A 16,557-nucleotide genomic window follows, 5' to 3' on the forward strand; every position below is an offset into this window, starting at 1 on the left:
ATATCAGATAGTTTCGAACTAACAGTTTTGAAAAACGGGATGATCGTCATGCGACAAATCAGCTTTGACCTGGACGTGCTGCGCACCTTTACCACCGGCATCGACCTCGGCAGCTACGCCAAGGCCGCCGACCGCCTGGGCCGATCCACTTCAGCCGTCAGCGCCCAGCTGAAAAAACTCGAAGAGCAGGCCGGTGCGCCGATTTTTCGTAAAGCCGGGCGCGGCCTGGCGCTGACCGAGGCCGGCCAGACCTTGCTGGGTTATGCGCGCCGCCTGCTAGAGCTCAACGACGAAACCGCCAGCGCCGTGCGCGGCGTCGAGCTGGAAGGAGAAGTGAAACTTGGTTTGCAGGAGGATTTTGGCGAAGCGTTGCTGTCGGATGTGCTGGGCCGTTTCATGCGCGCCCATCCGAAAGTGCGGGTCGAAGTCTGTGTTGCGCGTAGTACGGAATTGCGCGAGCGCGTGACTTTGGGCCGTATCGATCTGGCTTTGCTGTGGGAGGGCGGTGCGCCGGCGCTGAATGCGGAACGGGTGGCCGATCTGCCTTTGTGCTGGATCGGACCGGCGCAAGATGGTGCGATCTGGAACCGGCAAGCCAATTCGCCGTTGTCATTGGTATTGCTGGACGCGCCTTGCCTGCTGCGCGATATCGCCTCCAACGCGCTCGACTCTGCCGGCATAGCCTGGCGTCATGCGTTCACCAGCGCCAGCCTGGCGGCGCTGTGGGCGGCCTCGGCAGCCGGGCTCGGCTTGACCGTGCGCACGCCGATCGGCCTGCCGGCCAGCTTGCGCATCATCGATCCGCAAGAAGCCGGCTTGCCGCCGCTGCCGCAGATCGGCTTGTCTTTGTATCGGGCGCAAACCATGGCGGGGCCGGCGGTGAACCGGCTGGAGGAATTGCTGTTGCAAGCGGTGCACGAAACCATCCGCAGGATTGCGTCGGCATAGGGCTGTTGCATCGGCTCAGTTTCACATCTGCGGAGCGATCAGCGCAGCCGAATTCTGATCGATATCGAGTTGTGCTTTCAAAGCGGCCCATCCCTTCGGCGTGACCTGGATCGTACGCGACGACGATGAGCGCCGCAGCCATCCTGCCGCGCATAAGGCACGCATCAGTTGCACCCCGAGCGGGCCGGCCAGATGATGGCTGCGCTCGGTCCAGTCCAGGCATTGCCGGGCCAGTCCGTTGCGGGTTGGCCTGAGCGCGGTGAGATCGCCGCCAATCATCCGTTCCAGCTTGGCTTGCAGATCGTGCTGTGGGCCTCGGCCGGATTGGCGCTGGCGGCGGGCGTTGAAGCCAGATTAAAGCGGCACCACCGGGATGCAGATATCGCATTCGAATGCGCCGCTTTGCGGATCGTAAGTGGCGTCTGTCGGATAGTATTCAAAGCAAGGGCGGGCATCGAGCTGCATGCCGCTGGCAGGCAGCCAGTCGCGCAGCAGGCCGGTCCAGGTTTCGCCGATATCCCGGCCGTCGCCGATATAGCGGGTCACGGCATAACTGCCGCCGGGGATGGTGGTGGTAAACGCCTTGCCGCTGACGGCAAAATCAGCAGGCACTTCGACGCCGGCATCGTAGCGGCATTTGTCGGCGCTGGTGATGGCAGGGGCATCGTGGCTGATACCGTAGCGGGGACGGCCGAACAGATTATTGGTTTCCATCCAGGGACAGACGGTCTTGTCCCAGAATTGCGAGATAGGATGGCCGTATGCGCCGGTGTAACGCAGGTAGGCGATTTTCGCTGCTTGCCGCTCGATAATTTTGACTTTCATGGGAATCTCCATAGTGGCTGTTTGGGAGTTTCCATGATGGCCCGGACGCGGCTTGCTTGCCTGATCCTGCTTGCCATGCAACTGACCAGGATTGCTGTTCTGGGCAGATGTGCCGCTGCGGTTTTCTTCAAGCTGGAAAGCCCAGCGATCCGCCTGCCCACGGCGCCACTCGGTGGCGGTGCAGCCGAACCTGGCTTTGAAGGCGCGGGCAAACGCTTCGGCCGAACCGAAACCTACCGACAGAGCAATCTCCAGCACCAGCACGCCCGGCTGGGCGATCAAGCGCATTGCGGCTGTTTCCAGCCGGCGGCGGCGCAGATAATCGCCGAAGGTTTCACCCATCCATGCGGAGAACAGGCGGTGAAAATGAAACGCAGAAAAATGGGCGACTTCCGCCAGCGTGCTCAGCTCAAGCGTTTGATCGAGGTGGCGGTCGATATACTCAAGCACATGGTGCATGCGCCTGGCGTAGGCGGCCTGGTTTTCTTGCGATGTCATGCTTGGCTCGATATCCGATGGCGGCAGATCAGCGCGTCGCCAGCATGACGCCGACACCGATCATCATGGCGCCCGAGGCACGCTCGACGTTGGCCTTGGCGCGCGAAGAACGGAACATCTTGCGCGCCAGCTCGCCGACCAGGCCGTAACCGAGCACCACCGCGCACATCACGCCAACGATGATGCCGCACAAGATCAGGTAGCTGGACAGGGTGACTCCGGAAACATTGATCACGCCTGGCAGCAGCGCCATATAAAAAGCGATGGCAAGCGGATTGGTGACGGTCATCGCCAGCCCTAGTCCGATCTCGATGCTCAGGCTGGCGGCGGGAGCCGCAGTCTCCGTGGCCAGCGCGGCGCCGGCTTTGCGCCACTTTTTGATACCCAGCCAGAACAGGTAAGCCGCACCGATATATTTAAGCGCAACGAAGGCCGGTCCGAGGATTGCCAGCAAAGCGCTAAGCCCGATCACGGCGGCAGTGAGCATCAACAGCTTGCCGACGATAATCCCGAGCGCCAGCGGCAAGCTGCTGGCGACGCCGCCGGAAATGGAGCGTGCGAGCAGGGCGGCGATTTCCGGTCCGGGCAATGCTGCCGAGGCCGCAAAAGCCAGTAAAAAGATGAGGTATTGTGCCATGTCCGATCCTATGTCCGATCCTGCATTGAGCCCTTGCTCTAGCCGCAATATTAGTCCGTGGCATCCCTATGCGCCACTGCTTTCTGATTGGCTGACAGATGCTTGCGGCATATAGCGCAAGCTCAGCCGCCAGAACACGAGTGCCAGCAGGCTGACGCCCGCGCCAAGCAGGCAAACGCCGTTCCATCCGGCGGCGGCATAGACGCTGGTCGAAGCGATCGCGCCCAGGCCGCTGCCGACCGCATAGAAAATCATGTAGCAAGCGACCAGCCGGCTGTGGGCTGCCGGCTGGCTCCGGAAAATCATGCTTTGATTGGTGACATGTATTGCCTGTCCGCCGAGATCCAGCAGCACGATGCCGAGCACCAGCGCCCACAAGCTGTAGGACATCATCGCCAACGCCAGCCATGACAGCAGCAACAGTATCAGCGCCAGACCGGTAGTGCGTTGGCCGTGGCCGCGATCGGCCCAATGCCCGGCGCGGGCAGCCGCCAGTGCACCAAGCACGCCGACCAGCCCGAACGCACCGATTGCGGTATGCGAGAAAGAATAGGGCGCAGCGCTCAAAGGCAGTACCAATGCACTCCAGAAGATGCTGAACGCGGCAAACATCAGCATCGCAATTACCCCGCGGATTTGGAGCACCCGTTCACTTGCCAGCATGGCGAACATCGAATACAGCAGCTTGAGATAGGAGATGCGATGGGCCGGTGCTGTTTGCGGAGGCAGCACGCGCGACAAGACGGCCAGCATCAGCAGCGTCATGGCGGCCGACACAAAGTAGACAGCACGCCAGCCGCCCAGGTCCGCCACCCATCCCGCCAAGCTCCGCGCCAGCAGCAGCCCGATCACCACGCCGCCTTGCGCCACGCCGACCACGCGGCCGCGTTCGGCGGGCGCGGCCGCACTGGCGGCATAGGCAATCAAGCCCTGCGTCATGGCTGTGCCGAGCAGGCCCAGGCTCAACATGCCCGCCAGCAGAACCGCAGCAGACGATGCCCGGCCGACGACGATTAATGCAGCACATAACAAGAACAGTTGCGCGATGGTCAGGCGTCGCCGGTTGATCAGATCGCCCAGAGGTACCACAAACAACAAGGCCAGCGCGCAACCGATCTGGGTAGCCGTAACGACCATGCCGACCGAAGCCTGGCTGAAGCCGAAATCTGCCGCGAATGCATCCAGCAAGGGTTGCGCATAGTAGACGTTGGCCACGCTCAAGGCGCAGGCCGCCGCAAATAGCAGCACCAGCCCTTTGCGCAAGAATGATGGCGATGCCAGCAGTTGACCGGTAACCGCGCTTTCCGCCATGCGCAATTCCAGGCCGCCACGCTGGTTGGAAATCCGATAGTTTTCATGACAGAAAATCGAGCTGCGTTCGCATGACGGTCATTTGCTGGCGCCGGCGGATACGGTGGTGCGCAAGGTCGACAGCAAACAAAGCAGTTGATTGAGAGCGCCGCATGGCGTAAACGAGAACGGAGTACGGCATGCGCTTCACAGCGCTTGCCGTACTCCGTTTTTTTAAGTCACGGGCAGTTGCCTGCTGCAGTTGCCCGTTTTTTAGTTCTGCAAACCGCGCGGAATCGCACTCAGCAATTGGCGGGTGTATGCGTGGGTCGGATTGTGATACAGCTCATCCGAGTTGGCCAGTTCCACCACCTTACCCTGATGCATCACCATCACCTGGTCGGCCAGGTATTTGACCACCGACAGATCGTGCGAGATGAAGATGTAGCTCATGCCGAACTCTTCCTGCAAGTCTTGCAGCAGATTCAAGACTTGCGCCTGCACCGAGACGTCCAGCGCCGATACCGATTCATCGCACACCAGAATTTCCGGGCGCATGGTCAGACAGCGGGCAATCGCAATCCGCTGCCGCTGGCCGCCGGAGAATTCATGCGGATAGCGATGGTAGGCGACCGGCGGCAAGCCCACCTTTTGCAGCAGTTGCATCGCCATCTCGATACGTTCGTTATCGTCGCTGCCGATCTGGTGGATGCGCATCGGCTCCAGCAGAATCTGGCCGATGGTGAAGCGCGGATTGAGCGAAGCGTAGGGGTTCTGGAAGATGATCTGGATGCGCCGCTTGTAAGACATGAACTCATGGTTGGACATGCCGATGATGTCCTTGCCTTCGAACAGTGCTTGTCCGGCAGTGGCTTGATGCAGGCGCATCAGGGTCAGGCCGACGGTGGTCTTGCCGGAACCGGATTCACCCACCACGCCCAGAGTCTTGCCGCGCGCCAGCTTGAATGAGACGTCCTGCACCGCTTTGAATTCCTTGCGGCCGAACAAGCCTTCGCGGAAATAAAAGCTCTTGCCCAGATTGCGCACGTCGAGCAAGGTATCTTCTTGTCCGCTGCAACCGCGGCTGCGTTCCCGCAAATCCAGGTTGTCGCCATGGTGGCCGTTCATATAGTCGCTGATGACCGGCAAGCGCCAGGGGCGGGTATCGAGCGACGGGCGGCACATCAGCAAGGCCTTGGTGTACGGGTCTTGCGGCGCTTCAAAGATTTGCCGCACATCGCCTTTTTCGCGCACTTCGCCGTGGCGCATGACGATCACTTCGTCAGCGATTTCGCCGACCAGCGCCAGGTCATGGGTGATGAACAGTACCGACATCTTGTGCTTTTTGCGCAGGGCTTCGATCAGGTCGATGATCTGTTTCTGGATCGTGACGTCGAGCGCGGTGGTCGGTTCGTCGGCGATCAACAGCTTGGGTTCGCAGGCGATCGCCATGGCAATCATCACGCGTTGCTGCTGGCCGCCCGACATCTGGCTTGGATAAGCATCGATCTTGGTCGCCGGCGATGGAATCCCGACTTCCTCCAGCAATGCAATCGCGCGTGCCCGCGCCTGCTTGGCGTTCATGCCCATATGCAGCTTCAGCACTTCGCCAATCTGGAAACCGACGGTGAACACCGGGTTGAGCGATGTCATCGGCTCCTGGAAAATCATGGAGATTTCCTTGCCGCACATGTCACGCCGTTCGTCTTCCGACATGGCGAGCAGGTTGCGGCCTTCGAACTCGATGCAGCTGGTGGCGGCGATGCTGGAATTGTTTTTTGGCAGCAAGCCCATCACGGCCAGCGAGCTGACCGATTTGCCGCTGCCTGATTCGCCCACCAGGGCGACGGTGGTGTTGTGCGGAATATCAAAGGAAATCCCTTTGACGGTTTCCACCATGGTTTTTTTATCGGTGCGGAAACTGACGCGCAGATCGCGTACGCGCAACAGCGGTTGCGCGCTGTGGTCCGCTGGATGGTTGTGGTTGGTCGAATCCATGAGGTCTCCTATTTCAGCTTCGGATCAAGGGCGTCGCGCAGCGCATCGGTGAACAGCGAAAACGCCGTCACCAGGATCGCCATGGCGATACTTGCAGCCGCCAGCTGCCACCACTTACCCAGAATTAATTCGTTTTGTGCTTCGTTCAGCATGCTGCCCCAGGATACGACGCCGACCGGCACGCCGAAACCGAGGAAGCTCAAGATCACTTCCGACTTGATGAAGCCGACCACCGAGATCGACAGCTGCACCAATGACACATGGCTGACGTTAGGGAAAATATGGCCGAACATCTTGCTCCAGTGGCTGGCGCCGATAGCGTCCGCCGCCATCACGTATTCACGTGCCTTGTGCTTCATGTATTCGGCGCGGATCAGGCGGTAGGTGCCGGTCCAGCCGGTCAGGCCGAGGATCAGCACGATTGCCGTCACGCCTTTTTGCTGCAGCACCGCGGCCACGGCCAGGATCAGCAGCAGGTAGGGGATCGAGGTGAAGATGCTGTAGAACCAGTTGAAAGCGTCGTCGATCCAGCCGCCGAAGTAGCCGGATACCGCGCCGAAGAGGGTACCCAAGGTAACCGCCAGCAGCGCTGCAACCAGGCCGACGATGATCGAGGTTTCCGCGCCCTTGATGGTTTTCTTGATGATGTCGTGGCCCCATTTATCGGCGCCGAACGGCAGCGTCGGTTTGCGGATCAGTGTCGCGCTGCCGCCTTTTTTCGCCAGTTCGGCACGGATTTCAGCCATTTCTGTTGCCAGCGGATCGGCGATGCCGTAGTCGTTGGCGATCACCGGCGGTGTCGGCGCTGCGGTGCCGCTCTTGCGTAGATCACGCAAGATGTCGCGCAGCGGATCGACCGGATTTTCCGGCGGCGCCTCGACGGCGGCATCGTTGTCGCTGAAGCCGCGCTCGGCGTCGGTTTGCGCGCCCATGAAGGTGGGCGGCGCGTAGTTGACGCCAATTTCTTTCGACCAGTCGCCGGCGATCAGGTTGCTGGCCGAGAGCGCCAGCATGACCAGATACAGGCCGACCACGGCGAGTGCGGCCATGGCGACATGATCGGCGCGCAGGCGGCGCCAGGCCAAGGCCCACAGGCCAGGAGAATGGCTGCCGGCGGGGCCGCCGGCGAGCGCTACGGTGGTGGTTGCAGGCGCCGCTTGGGTAGGGGCCTGATGGATACTTTGTGTCATGGCGGCTCCTACTTCAGTTGAACGCGTGGGTCGACCGCTTGGTACAGCAGATCGGTCAACAGGTTGAATATCATGGTGGCGGCGGCGACATAAATCGTGATCGCCTTGATCACCGGGAAATCGCTGCGTTCAACCGCCAGGATCACTTCGCGCCCTATGCCTGGAATCGAGAAGAAACGCTCGATCAGGAAGGCGCCGATCAGCAGCGCCGGCAGGTTCGACATGACGTTGGTGATGATGGGAATCGCGGCATTGCGCAACACGTGCACCCACAGGATGCGGCGTTCCTTGACGCCCTTGGCGCGCGCGGTGCGGACGTAGTCCTGATTGACTTCATCCAGCACGAAAGTACGGTACAGGCGCAAGCTGGGGGCGATGCTCACCGCCAGCATGATCAGGATCGGCAGGGCCGAGTAGTGAAACAGGTTTTCGAGGAAACCGTTGCCCCAGCCTTGCACCGGGAACAGGCTCAGTTTGTAGGCGAACCAGTATTGGAACAGGATGATGTAGACCAGGATACTGATCGACATGCCGACGGTACAAGCCACCATCACCATGCGGTCGGTCTTGGAGCCGCGGATGAAAGCCACGGCCAGCGCCAGCGCCACGGCGATCAGGGTTTCCAGGATGGTGAGGGGGATCAGCACGGTCATGGATGGCCCGAGGCGGGTCAGGATGACGTTGGCCACGGATTCGCCGGTACTCCAGCTATTGCCGAAGTTGAAGGTAACGATCTGCTTGATGAAAATCCACAGCTGGATGTAATACGGCTGGTCGATGCCCAGCTGGGTGCGGATGTTGGCGATCTGTTGCGGGTTCGACATCTTCCCGGCCAGGATATAGGCCGGGTCGCCACCGACCCAGTTGAACAGGAAAAATACCAGTACGATGACGCCGAGCATGGTCGGCAGCATTTGCCACAGGCGGCGCAGGATATAAGCGGTCATGATGTTTCCTTAATCTGGCTCATTGCAGGCGCTGGCCTGAAATTTCGGCAAAGAACGCCTTGCTGTTGGGCTCGCGGCCGAGGAAGGTGCTGACCATCTCGCCGGCCGGCCTTTCAGCGCCGCGCGACAGGATGTCCTGGCGATACAGATGGCCGACATCCGGGTTCATCAGTTTTCCGTTATAACGCGACAGCATGTCCAGCGCCAGCACTTCCGACCACATGTAACCATAATAGCCGGCTGCGTAGCCGCCCATCAGATGGCCGAACTGGCCCGGGAATTCGGTGCCGGGCACGTAGCCCAACGGGGTTGCGCCTTCCATTTGTTGCCAGACTGCCAGCGGTTGTTGCCGGTCGGCCTTGTTGTTATGGAGGGTCATGTCGTAGCTCGCGTACAGCAGCTGGCGCGCGTAGCGTATGCCGCGGCCGTAATTGTGGGCGGCGGTCAGGCGTTGCAGCAGGGCGTCGTCGATGGTTGGGCAAGCGGTCTTGCAGAAGCCGGCCAGCAAGGTCAGCGACTCTTTGCGGCGCGCCCATTCTTCATACATCTGCGATGGCGCTTCGACAAAATCGAGCTCGACGTTGGTGCCGGCCTGGGCCACATATTTGGTGTTCGACAGCACGCCATGCAAGACGTGGCCGAATTCATGCACCAGGGTTTCCAGTTCATCGCTGTTCAAGCCATTGCGATCGAAGTTGGTCACCAGGGTTGAAACCGGGGTGCGGCGGGCCAGGGTGCTGACGCCACGGGTGCCCCAGGCGGCTGCGTGGCCGTATTTGCCGTCACGCGGAAACAGGTCTAGATAGATGCCGCCGATGCGGGTTTTACTCTTGCTGTCGATGACATCGTAGTACTGCACTTCAGGATGCCAGACCGGGACTTCGACCCGTTTGAATTCGACCCCATACAAGGTGCTGGAGACATGCAGGATCCAGGGGATTGCGGCGTCGGTAGGGAAGTATTTGCGCAGGGCTTCCTGATCGACGTTGTAACGCGCTTGCTTGATCTTCTGTTGCCAGTAGTCGGCATCCCAGCGTTCCAGCTTGGTGTCTGCCAGCGGCGTCTTCAGGGTTTCCGATTTGAATACGCGCAGTTCTTCGATTTCCTTGATTTCCAGCTGGGTGACCGCGGTTTGTACTTCAGCCAGGAATTTATCGACGGTTTGTGGGTTTTTCACCATGCGGCGACGGGTCGCCAGATCGGCATAGCTGGGCAAGCCGAACAGTGCAGCCATTTCGTGGCGCAAGTTCATCGCTTCTTTCAGTATCTCCAGATTCTTCGGCGTACCGTGTTTGGTGAACGCGATCTGATAGCGGCGGCGGGCGTCGCTGTTGTCGGCGGATTCCATGAACGGTTTGTAATCCGGGTATTCGAAGCCAAGCAGGTAGTTGCCTTTGTCGTCGCGCTTGGCGCGCGCCAGATAGGCGGCCGGCATGCCTTGCAGTTCGGCCGGGGTGAACGTCAGTTTCTGGTTGTTGTCGCGGATGTCGCGAGCGAATTCCTGGCTCAGTTCACCCAGCTTGTCGAGGATTTCCTTCATCCTGGCGCGCTTTTCCGGGGGCAGGGAAACGCCGGTGTCGTCGAAGCTATATAGGATATCCTGGCGCAGCTTTTGTTCTATCGGATCGGTCGGCTGGATGGCTTTGAAACGGGCGTACAGCTTTTCGCTTTGCAGCAGATCGGTCGCGAATTTGTTGGTTTCAATCAGGCAGGCTTCGGTGGTGCTGCGGACTTTGGCGTCTGGCGAAACGTTGTTGAGGATATCGACCGGGCCTTGCAGGTCTTCCAGGGCGATCTGCAGATCGTTCCATTCGGTCAGCACTTTCTTGCTGTCTTTGGCATGTGCCGGCGGTAGCTTTTCCAGCATGGCTACGCGCTTGCGTAAGCCGGTTAGGGTATCCTTGCACAGGGTCGGAATCTGTTCCGCTTTCAATAGCGGAATCAACGGGCGTTGGGTACCTTGGGCGGCTGCCTGGTTCAGCATCAGCGTGAATAGCGCTGTAGTGACCGGCAAGAAAAATGATGATGGTTTCATGCATTTCCTCAAATATGGGCTTAGTAAAAATTAGTGGTTAGTGTGAACACAGGCGGAAGGCGCTCGGCCTTTCCGCTCTGTCGTGTTTTTATTTACTTTTATCTATATCGAAATACATCCATTCGGTATGTAGGATCGGGTGTTTTTTGAAGCCGATCACCCGTGGTTGCGCAATCATGTTGCGGTAGCGGGCATAACCGATGCGCGCCGGCGCATTGACTTCCAGGATGCGCGCCATCTTGTGGTACAGCAGGTCGCGTTCGGGGCCGTTTGGCAATTTCTGGGAAGCCGCGTAGAGCACGTCGTATTCGGGGATCTTAGAGCAGCCATTGTTGTTCTGGCCGATATTTGGCCCGTAGAACAATTGCATGAAGTTGTCGCCGTCCGGATAGTCGGCAATCCAGGGCGCGGTGCGCGATTGCAGCTGGCATTCCTTTTCGGCTTTCAACAGGTCCGGGAAAGTTTTCAGGTCGCCGACCATGCGGATATGGATGGTGTCGTAGGTTTTTTTCCACATTTCCGATTGCTGCTGGCCGTTGGAGTCGGCTCTGGCGGAGTACCGTATGATTAACGGCTTGCCGTCAGGCAGGGTGCGCCAGCCATCTTTGCCTATTTTGTAACCGAACTTGTCGAGCAGGGCGTTGGCGACCTCCGGTTCATACTGAAGGCTGCTTTTGTAATCCGGATCGTGCCCTACAATACCTGGCGGGATAGGGTATTCAAGCGGGATCGCTTCGTCGTTCCAGACCACCTTGATTTCTTCGCGCACGTTGTGCGCCATGGCAATCGCCCGTCGCAGAGCGATCTTTTCCTTGCTTAAGCCGCCCAACACAGGATCTTTCATGTTCCAGTAGTAATAGCTGATTTCTGGATCGACGATACGCGACAGTTGCACGCCTTTTTTTGTGAACTCCGGTTTCAGTTTGCCGCCGGACATTGCTTGTGGAGCCAGTGGCCCTTGCAATTCGGTGATATCCACTTCATCGCCTTCGAATGCCAGCAAACGCGACTGGTCTTCCACCATCACGCTGATTTCGATACGGCCGATTTGCGGCATGCGCTTGCCTTTCAGCTTGGCGACGATTTGCTGGTCTTCCGGATCGCTGCCGGCCTTGAAATCCCAGATGAAGCCGGGAAAGTCAGGATTCGCGGTTAATGTCATGCGCGCGCCACGGACCCAGTTGGTCAGCAGATAGGGGCCAGTACCGACCGGATTGGCCATCACCTGGCCTTGTGCATCGCGGTATTTTTCAATCACTTCACGCGCCATGGCACTGGTCGGCTCATGCGCTAGGATCATGCCGAGATTAAAGTCGGATTGTTTCAAGTGGATGCGTAAGGTGTAGCGATCCAGTAATTCAAATCCGGCGACCTTGGCGTCGTAATCGAAATGGCCGGTTTTCTTCGCCTGTTCCGCCAGTTCATCCAGTCCGACGACTTTGCCTTCCAGCAGCCAGGTATGTGGCGACGCCAGCTTGGGGTCGAACAGCCGCATGTAGGAGTAGACATAATCGGCCATCGTCAATTCGCGCTTTTTGCCGTTGAAGGCAGGGTCGTTGGCGAAGTAAATCCCTTTTTTTAGATGGATTGTATAGGTCATGCCATCGGCCGAGACTTCCGGCAAGGATTCCGCCGTCAGCGGTACCAGCTTGGCCGGCCTTGCCAGATAGTCGTAGGTGAACAAAGTCTGGAAAACAGATTGAACAACCAATGCCGAATACAAATCCCGCGTTATGGCCGGATCGAAACCGGTTTCCGGCGCAGGAAATACATAGCGCAATACTTTTTCGGGATCAGCTGGGGAAATTGGCGCTGCCGCTGCCGATGCTTTCATCGGCAGGGCGCACGCCAAACACGCAACCAAAATCCCGCGTAACCAAAGCGAGTTCATACCATTTGCCTCCTTCTATATATCTCTAGCTAAATTGGCGCTGCGGCAGGCTTCATCTGCTTGCCGGAGCACGGTGTCTTATTACTGCATATGCGGTGAATTAGTGTTTTTCGACATCGATGTACTGCCACTCAGCGTGCAGGATCGGGTGTTTTTTGAAGCCCTTGACCCATGGCCGTACCAGCCAGTTGCGGATTCTGGTGGTGTTCAGAGCCCAGGCAGTGTCGGCTTCGAATTGTCGATTCATTTGCAGGTAGATCTGATTGCGCTCGGGGCCGAGAGGCAGTGCCATGGCCTTGGCATAGAGGGCGTCAAAGGCTGGCGATTTATAGCAGCCGTGGTTGCCGTGGCCGGAGTTCGGGCCGTACAGCAATTGCAGGAAATTCTCGGCTTCCGGGTAGTCGGCATTCCAGGCCGCACCCCACATCATCAATTCGCATGAGGTGGCGGCTTTCAGGTTATCGGCAAAATTGCTGACAATGAATTTGGTCCTGACGCCGATCAAATCTAATCCGCGCTTCCAGAGTTCTGACTGTTCTTGTGAAATGCTGCCCTGATTGCTCGTATATTTCAGTAGCAACGGTGCGCCGTCCGGCATGTTGCGATAGCCGTCGACGCCGCGTTTGTAGCCGAAATGGTCGAGTAGCTTGTTGGCCAATACCGGGTCGTAACCGATGCTGCTGCGATACGAAGAATCATAGCCTCCGACCCCCGGCGGGATCAGCGTTTCCAGCGTGATGGCCTGGCCATTGCGCAATAAATTTGCCTCTTCCTTGTTGTTGTATGACATCGCGATGGCCCGCCGCAGCGCAATTTTGTCGTTGCTGTAGCCGCCTATGGTCGGATCTTGCATGTTCAAGACAGTGTATGTGATGCCGGCATCGACGACACGCTGCAACTGTATCCCTTGCTCGGTAAATTCGGGTTTCAGTTTGTCGCCGTCCAGTACGGTCGGGGCTGCCGTTTCCGGTATCTTGTCGAAATCAATCTGCTTGCCCTGGAATGCCAGCCAGCGTGACTGATTTTCTTCGATGATGCTGATCTCGACGCGGCCGACTTGCGGCATTTTCTTGCCCTGCATGTCTTTGACGATTTGCTTGTCGATGGCATCGTTGGAGGGCTTGAAATCCCAGACGTAGCCGCGGTACTCTGGATTGGCAACCAGGCTGATTTTGCTGCGTGGGACGTACTTTTGCAGCATGTAAGGGCCGGTGCCGACAGGATGCTGTCCGCTTTGCTGACCGTAGGCGTCGATGACTTCGCGCGCAACAGCGCCGAAAGCCGGATAGGCGACGACATTCAGGAAGTTGTAGTCTTTGGCGTTCAGGGTGACGCGCAGCGTGTAGCGGTCGGGCGCCTGCAAACCGGCTATAGGCGTGTCGTAATCGAAGTGGCCGCTTTTCCCTGCTTGCTCGGCCAGGTCGTCGAGACCGACAATTTTACCGGCCAGGAAACTGGCCGACGGCGAGCGGTTTTTTGGGTCGAGAAAACGTTTGAAGGTGTAAATGTAGTCCTGGGCGGTCAGTTCCCTGCGTACACCCTTGAAAACCGGATCGGGCGAGAAGTAAATCCCTTTTTTGAGATGGAAGGTATATGTCTTGCCATCCTCGCTGATTTCCGGCATCGCTTCTGCGGTTTTCGGCGCAACTTTGGCTGGACGCGCCAGATAGTCATAGCTAAGCAAGGTTTCGAAGATAACCTCGCTGACCCAGCCGGAATAGAAATTGGCGGTGCGGACCATATCGAAGCCATCGTCCGCCGCTTCGAAAGCGGTGAGTATTACCTTGGCTGGATCGGCCGGATTGGTGTCGGCATGAACGCTGGTGGCGCTGCCCGCAAATGCTGCAAGGGCGAGCATTTGCGCTAGCAATATTTTTTTGAATCTGACTGAATTCGACATTTTTCGATGCATTTTCTTTTGCCTTTTGAGCAGGTGGTTATTTTCTATATGTGCTTAAGATGGCTTATCTCTTGCTCAAAATAGTGTCATCTCCGATGACATCGCGCTACTCCGCCGGTAAGCGAATGCGCGATCAATACCTTGTTACTTGGTAATTCAATAATAATGGATCTTGACCACTTATTCTGTCTAAGTGCTTACCTGTACATGCAGTTTGTCTCCTGTTGTATGTGATTTTGCGGCTGATGGCAGCCGTCTGTTCCAGGTTAAGGCGGCATACTACAGAATCCCGCGCAAAAAGATAGATGAGCATATAAATAAGCGCCTAATGTTTTTCAACATCGAGATACTGCCAGTCGGCCTGCAGGATAGGATGGCGCTTGAAGCCTTTGATCCATGGCCGGACCAGCCAGTTGCGCAGGCGCTGCACGGTGAGTACCCAGGCGGTATCGGCTTCCATCTGGCGGCTCATCTCGATATATAACTGATTGCGTTCCGGGCCCGGCGGCAACGCCTTGGCCTTGACATAGAGAGCATCGAAGGCAGGAGAGCTATAGCAGCCGTTGTTGCCTTGCCCCACGTTGGGGCCATACAGCAGTTGCATGAAATTATCGCCTTCCGGGTAGTCCGCGGTCCAAGAGCCGTTCCACATCATCAGTTTGCATTCGGTCGCGGCCTTCAGGTTGTCGGCAAAATTGCTTACCCGGAAATCGGAGCGAATACCGACTTTGTCGAGCCCGCGCTTCCATATTTCCGAGAAAACCACGTTGATCGCGCTTGCTTCGGTGGCTATTTTCAGAGTCAGCGGCTGGCCGTCGGGGAGGGTGCGGTAGCCATCGGCCCCGCGTTTATAACCAAAGCGATCAAGCAATTTGTTTGCCAGCGCGGGGTCGTAGGCGATGCTGCTGCGGTAGTTGGGGTCATGGCCAGCCACGCCTTCCGGGATCGGCATTTCTGCTTTCACTGCCAAGCCGAGACGGACCTGAGATATCTCATCCTGGACGTTGTAAGACATGGCGATTGCGCGCCGCAGGGCGTTTTTCTCCAGGCTGCCGCCGCCGATGACAGGATCTTTGAAGTTCAGGAAGGTATAGACCACGCCTGCTTCTGCGACGGTATCCAGGCGGATGCCTTGATCGAGGAAGGGTTGCTTCAGTTTTTTTCCGTCCAGCACCGTTGGAGCTGCCGCTTGGGGCAAGTAGTCAAGGTCAATTTGCTTGCCTTGAAAAGCCAGCCAGCGCGATTGCTCTTCCTCGATGATGCTGATTTCGACCCGGCCGACCTGCGGCATCTTCTTGCCCTTCATATCGTGCACCAGCTGATCGTCCCAGGCGCTGCCGGACGATTTGAATTCCCATGTATAGCCGCGGTATTCCGGATTGGCGACCAGCACGATTTTGCTGCGCGGTACGTATTTCTGCAGCATATAGGCGCCGCTGCCGACCGGGTGGGCGCCGCTCTGGTCGCCGTAGGCGTCGACCACTTCGCGTGCTTGCGCGCCGAAGGCGGTGAATCCCATGATGTACAGGAAATTGTAGTCGGGTGCATTGAGCGTTATCCGCAGGGTATAGCGATCAGGAGTTTGCAGGCCCGCCAGCGGCGCGTCGTAATCGAAGCGGCCGGTTTTCTGTGCCTTGGCGATCAATTCATCCATGCCGGCGATCTTGCCTTGCAAGACGTTGGCCGACGGCGAGCGGTTCTTGGGATCGAGAAAACGTTTGAAGGTGTAGGCGTAGTCCTGGGCAGTCAGTTCGCGGCGCACCCCTTTGAAAGCGGGATCGGGGGCGAAATAAATCCCCTTCTTGATATGGAAAACATAGGTTTTGCCGCCATCGCTCACCTCTGGCATGGCCTCTGCAGTTCCAGGCACCAGTTTGGCGGGGCGCGCCAGGTAGTCATAAGTCAGCAGGCGTTCAAAAATCGCTTCAGCTACCCAGTTGGAATAGACGTTAACGGTGCGCACCGGATCGAAACCATCGTCCGCTGCCTCGAAGGCGGCACGCACCACTTTGGACGGATCGGCCGGGTTATTGCCTGCATGCGCCGGAAATATTGCACTTGCGATACTGAAAATGAGCATTATTGGTGCAATGCACGATGCTTTAAGTTGTTTAAAGTTCCGCATGGTTTTGATTTTCTTTTATTATCTTTTTACTATTTAATTAGTATTTATTGCTTCTTCTTTTAAGCAAGAAATGGCGTACTTTCGCCGTTAAACAGAACTATGCATTTTTTTGCATACCCGTATGCGTATTTGTTATTTGGCGTATATAAGCAACAGTATCGCCGGTGTTACTGAAATTAAATGATGTTTTATTTTTTTTAGGATACACTATTTTAGCTGCATTGCTTTATGTGGCATGTTTTTTGCTTATATGGATATGCGGAAATATTTTTG

Annotated in this window: 12 protein-coding genes; 1 reads left to right on the forward strand and 11 read right to left on the reverse strand. The window is 57.5% G+C overall.

Going from position 1 to position 16,557, the window contains the following annotated elements; all coding sequences use genetic code 11:
* Nucleotides 1-48: 48 nt before the first annotated feature.
* A complete protein-coding gene (locus KHU33_RS17180; protein WP_211465108.1) occupies nucleotides 49-948 on the forward strand; it encodes a LysR substrate-binding domain-containing protein in 900 nt (299 codons plus the stop codon).
* 21 nt (nucleotides 949-969) lie between these two features.
* Here KHU33_RS17180 and KHU33_RS17185 read toward each other — a convergent pair whose 3' ends face one another.
* From KHU33_RS17185 to KHU33_RS17235, 11 genes are all read right to left on the reverse strand, one after another.
* A complete protein-coding gene (locus KHU33_RS17185) occupies nucleotides 970-1,227 on the reverse strand; it encodes an ArsR family transcriptional regulator (RefSeq protein WP_230414339.1) in 258 nt (85 codons plus the stop codon).
* A 75-nt stretch (nucleotides 1,228-1,302) separates the two neighbouring features.
* Complete coding sequence (locus KHU33_RS17190) at nucleotides 1,303-2,271, reverse strand: AraC family transcriptional regulator (RefSeq protein ID WP_211465109.1); 969 nt, start codon at nucleotides 2,269-2,271, stop codon at nucleotides 1,303-1,305.
* Nucleotides 2,272-2,299: 28 nt separating this feature from the next.
* Nucleotides 2,300-2,908 carry a LysE family translocator gene (locus tag KHU33_RS17195; protein ID WP_211465110.1) on the reverse strand — a complete coding sequence of 203 codons (609 nt, stop codon included), beginning with the start codon at nucleotides 2,906-2,908 and terminating at the stop codon, nucleotides 2,300-2,302.
* 66 nt (nucleotides 2,909-2,974) lie between these two features.
* A complete protein-coding gene (locus tag KHU33_RS17200) occupies nucleotides 2,975-4,219 on the reverse strand; it encodes an MFS transporter (protein WP_211465111.1) in 1,245 nt (414 codons plus the stop codon).
* A 252-nt stretch (nucleotides 4,220-4,471) separates the two neighbouring features.
* Nucleotides 4,472-6,196 (reverse strand): ABC transporter ATP-binding protein, encoded by a 1,725-nt coding sequence (locus tag KHU33_RS17205; protein WP_211465112.1) that lies wholly within the window; start codon nucleotides 6,194-6,196, stop codon nucleotides 4,472-4,474.
* An 8-nt stretch (nucleotides 6,197-6,204) separates the two neighbouring features.
* Complete coding sequence (locus KHU33_RS17210) at nucleotides 6,205-7,386, reverse strand: ABC transporter permease (protein WP_268907128.1); 1,182 nt, start codon at nucleotides 7,384-7,386, stop codon at nucleotides 6,205-6,207.
* An 8-nt stretch (nucleotides 7,387-7,394) separates the two neighbouring features.
* Nucleotides 7,395-8,333: an ABC transporter permease gene (locus KHU33_RS17215; protein ID WP_211465114.1), complete on the reverse strand. Its 939-nt coding sequence runs from the start codon at nucleotides 8,331-8,333 to the stop codon at nucleotides 7,395-7,397.
* A 19-nt stretch (nucleotides 8,334-8,352) separates the two neighbouring features.
* Nucleotides 8,353-10,368: a M3 family metallopeptidase gene (locus KHU33_RS17220; protein ID WP_230414340.1), complete on the reverse strand. Its 2,016-nt coding sequence runs from the start codon at nucleotides 10,366-10,368 to the stop codon at nucleotides 8,353-8,355.
* Between the two features lie 88 nt (nucleotides 10,369-10,456).
* On the reverse strand, nucleotides 10,457-12,259 hold the full coding sequence (locus KHU33_RS17225; RefSeq protein WP_211465118.1) for an ABC transporter substrate-binding protein: 1,803 nt from the start codon (nucleotides 12,257-12,259) through the stop codon (nucleotides 10,457-10,459).
* 100 nt (nucleotides 12,260-12,359) lie between these two features.
* Nucleotides 12,360-14,117 (reverse strand): ABC transporter substrate-binding protein, encoded by a 1,758-nt coding sequence (locus tag KHU33_RS17230; RefSeq protein WP_230414341.1) that lies wholly within the window; start codon nucleotides 14,115-14,117, stop codon nucleotides 12,360-12,362.
* Nucleotides 14,118-14,484: 367 nt separating this feature from the next.
* The gene (locus KHU33_RS17235) at nucleotides 14,485-16,239 is read right to left on the reverse strand and encodes an ABC transporter substrate-binding protein (RefSeq protein WP_230414342.1); all 1,755 of its coding nucleotides are present in this window, start codon (nucleotides 16,237-16,239) and stop codon (nucleotides 14,485-14,487) included.
* Nucleotides 16,240-16,557: the final 318 nt, after the last annotated feature.

Origin of the sequence: Collimonas silvisoli, assembly GCF_018305005.1 — a bacterium.
GTDB lineage: Bacteria > Pseudomonadota > Gammaproteobacteria > Burkholderiales > Burkholderiaceae_D > Collimonas > Collimonas silvisoli.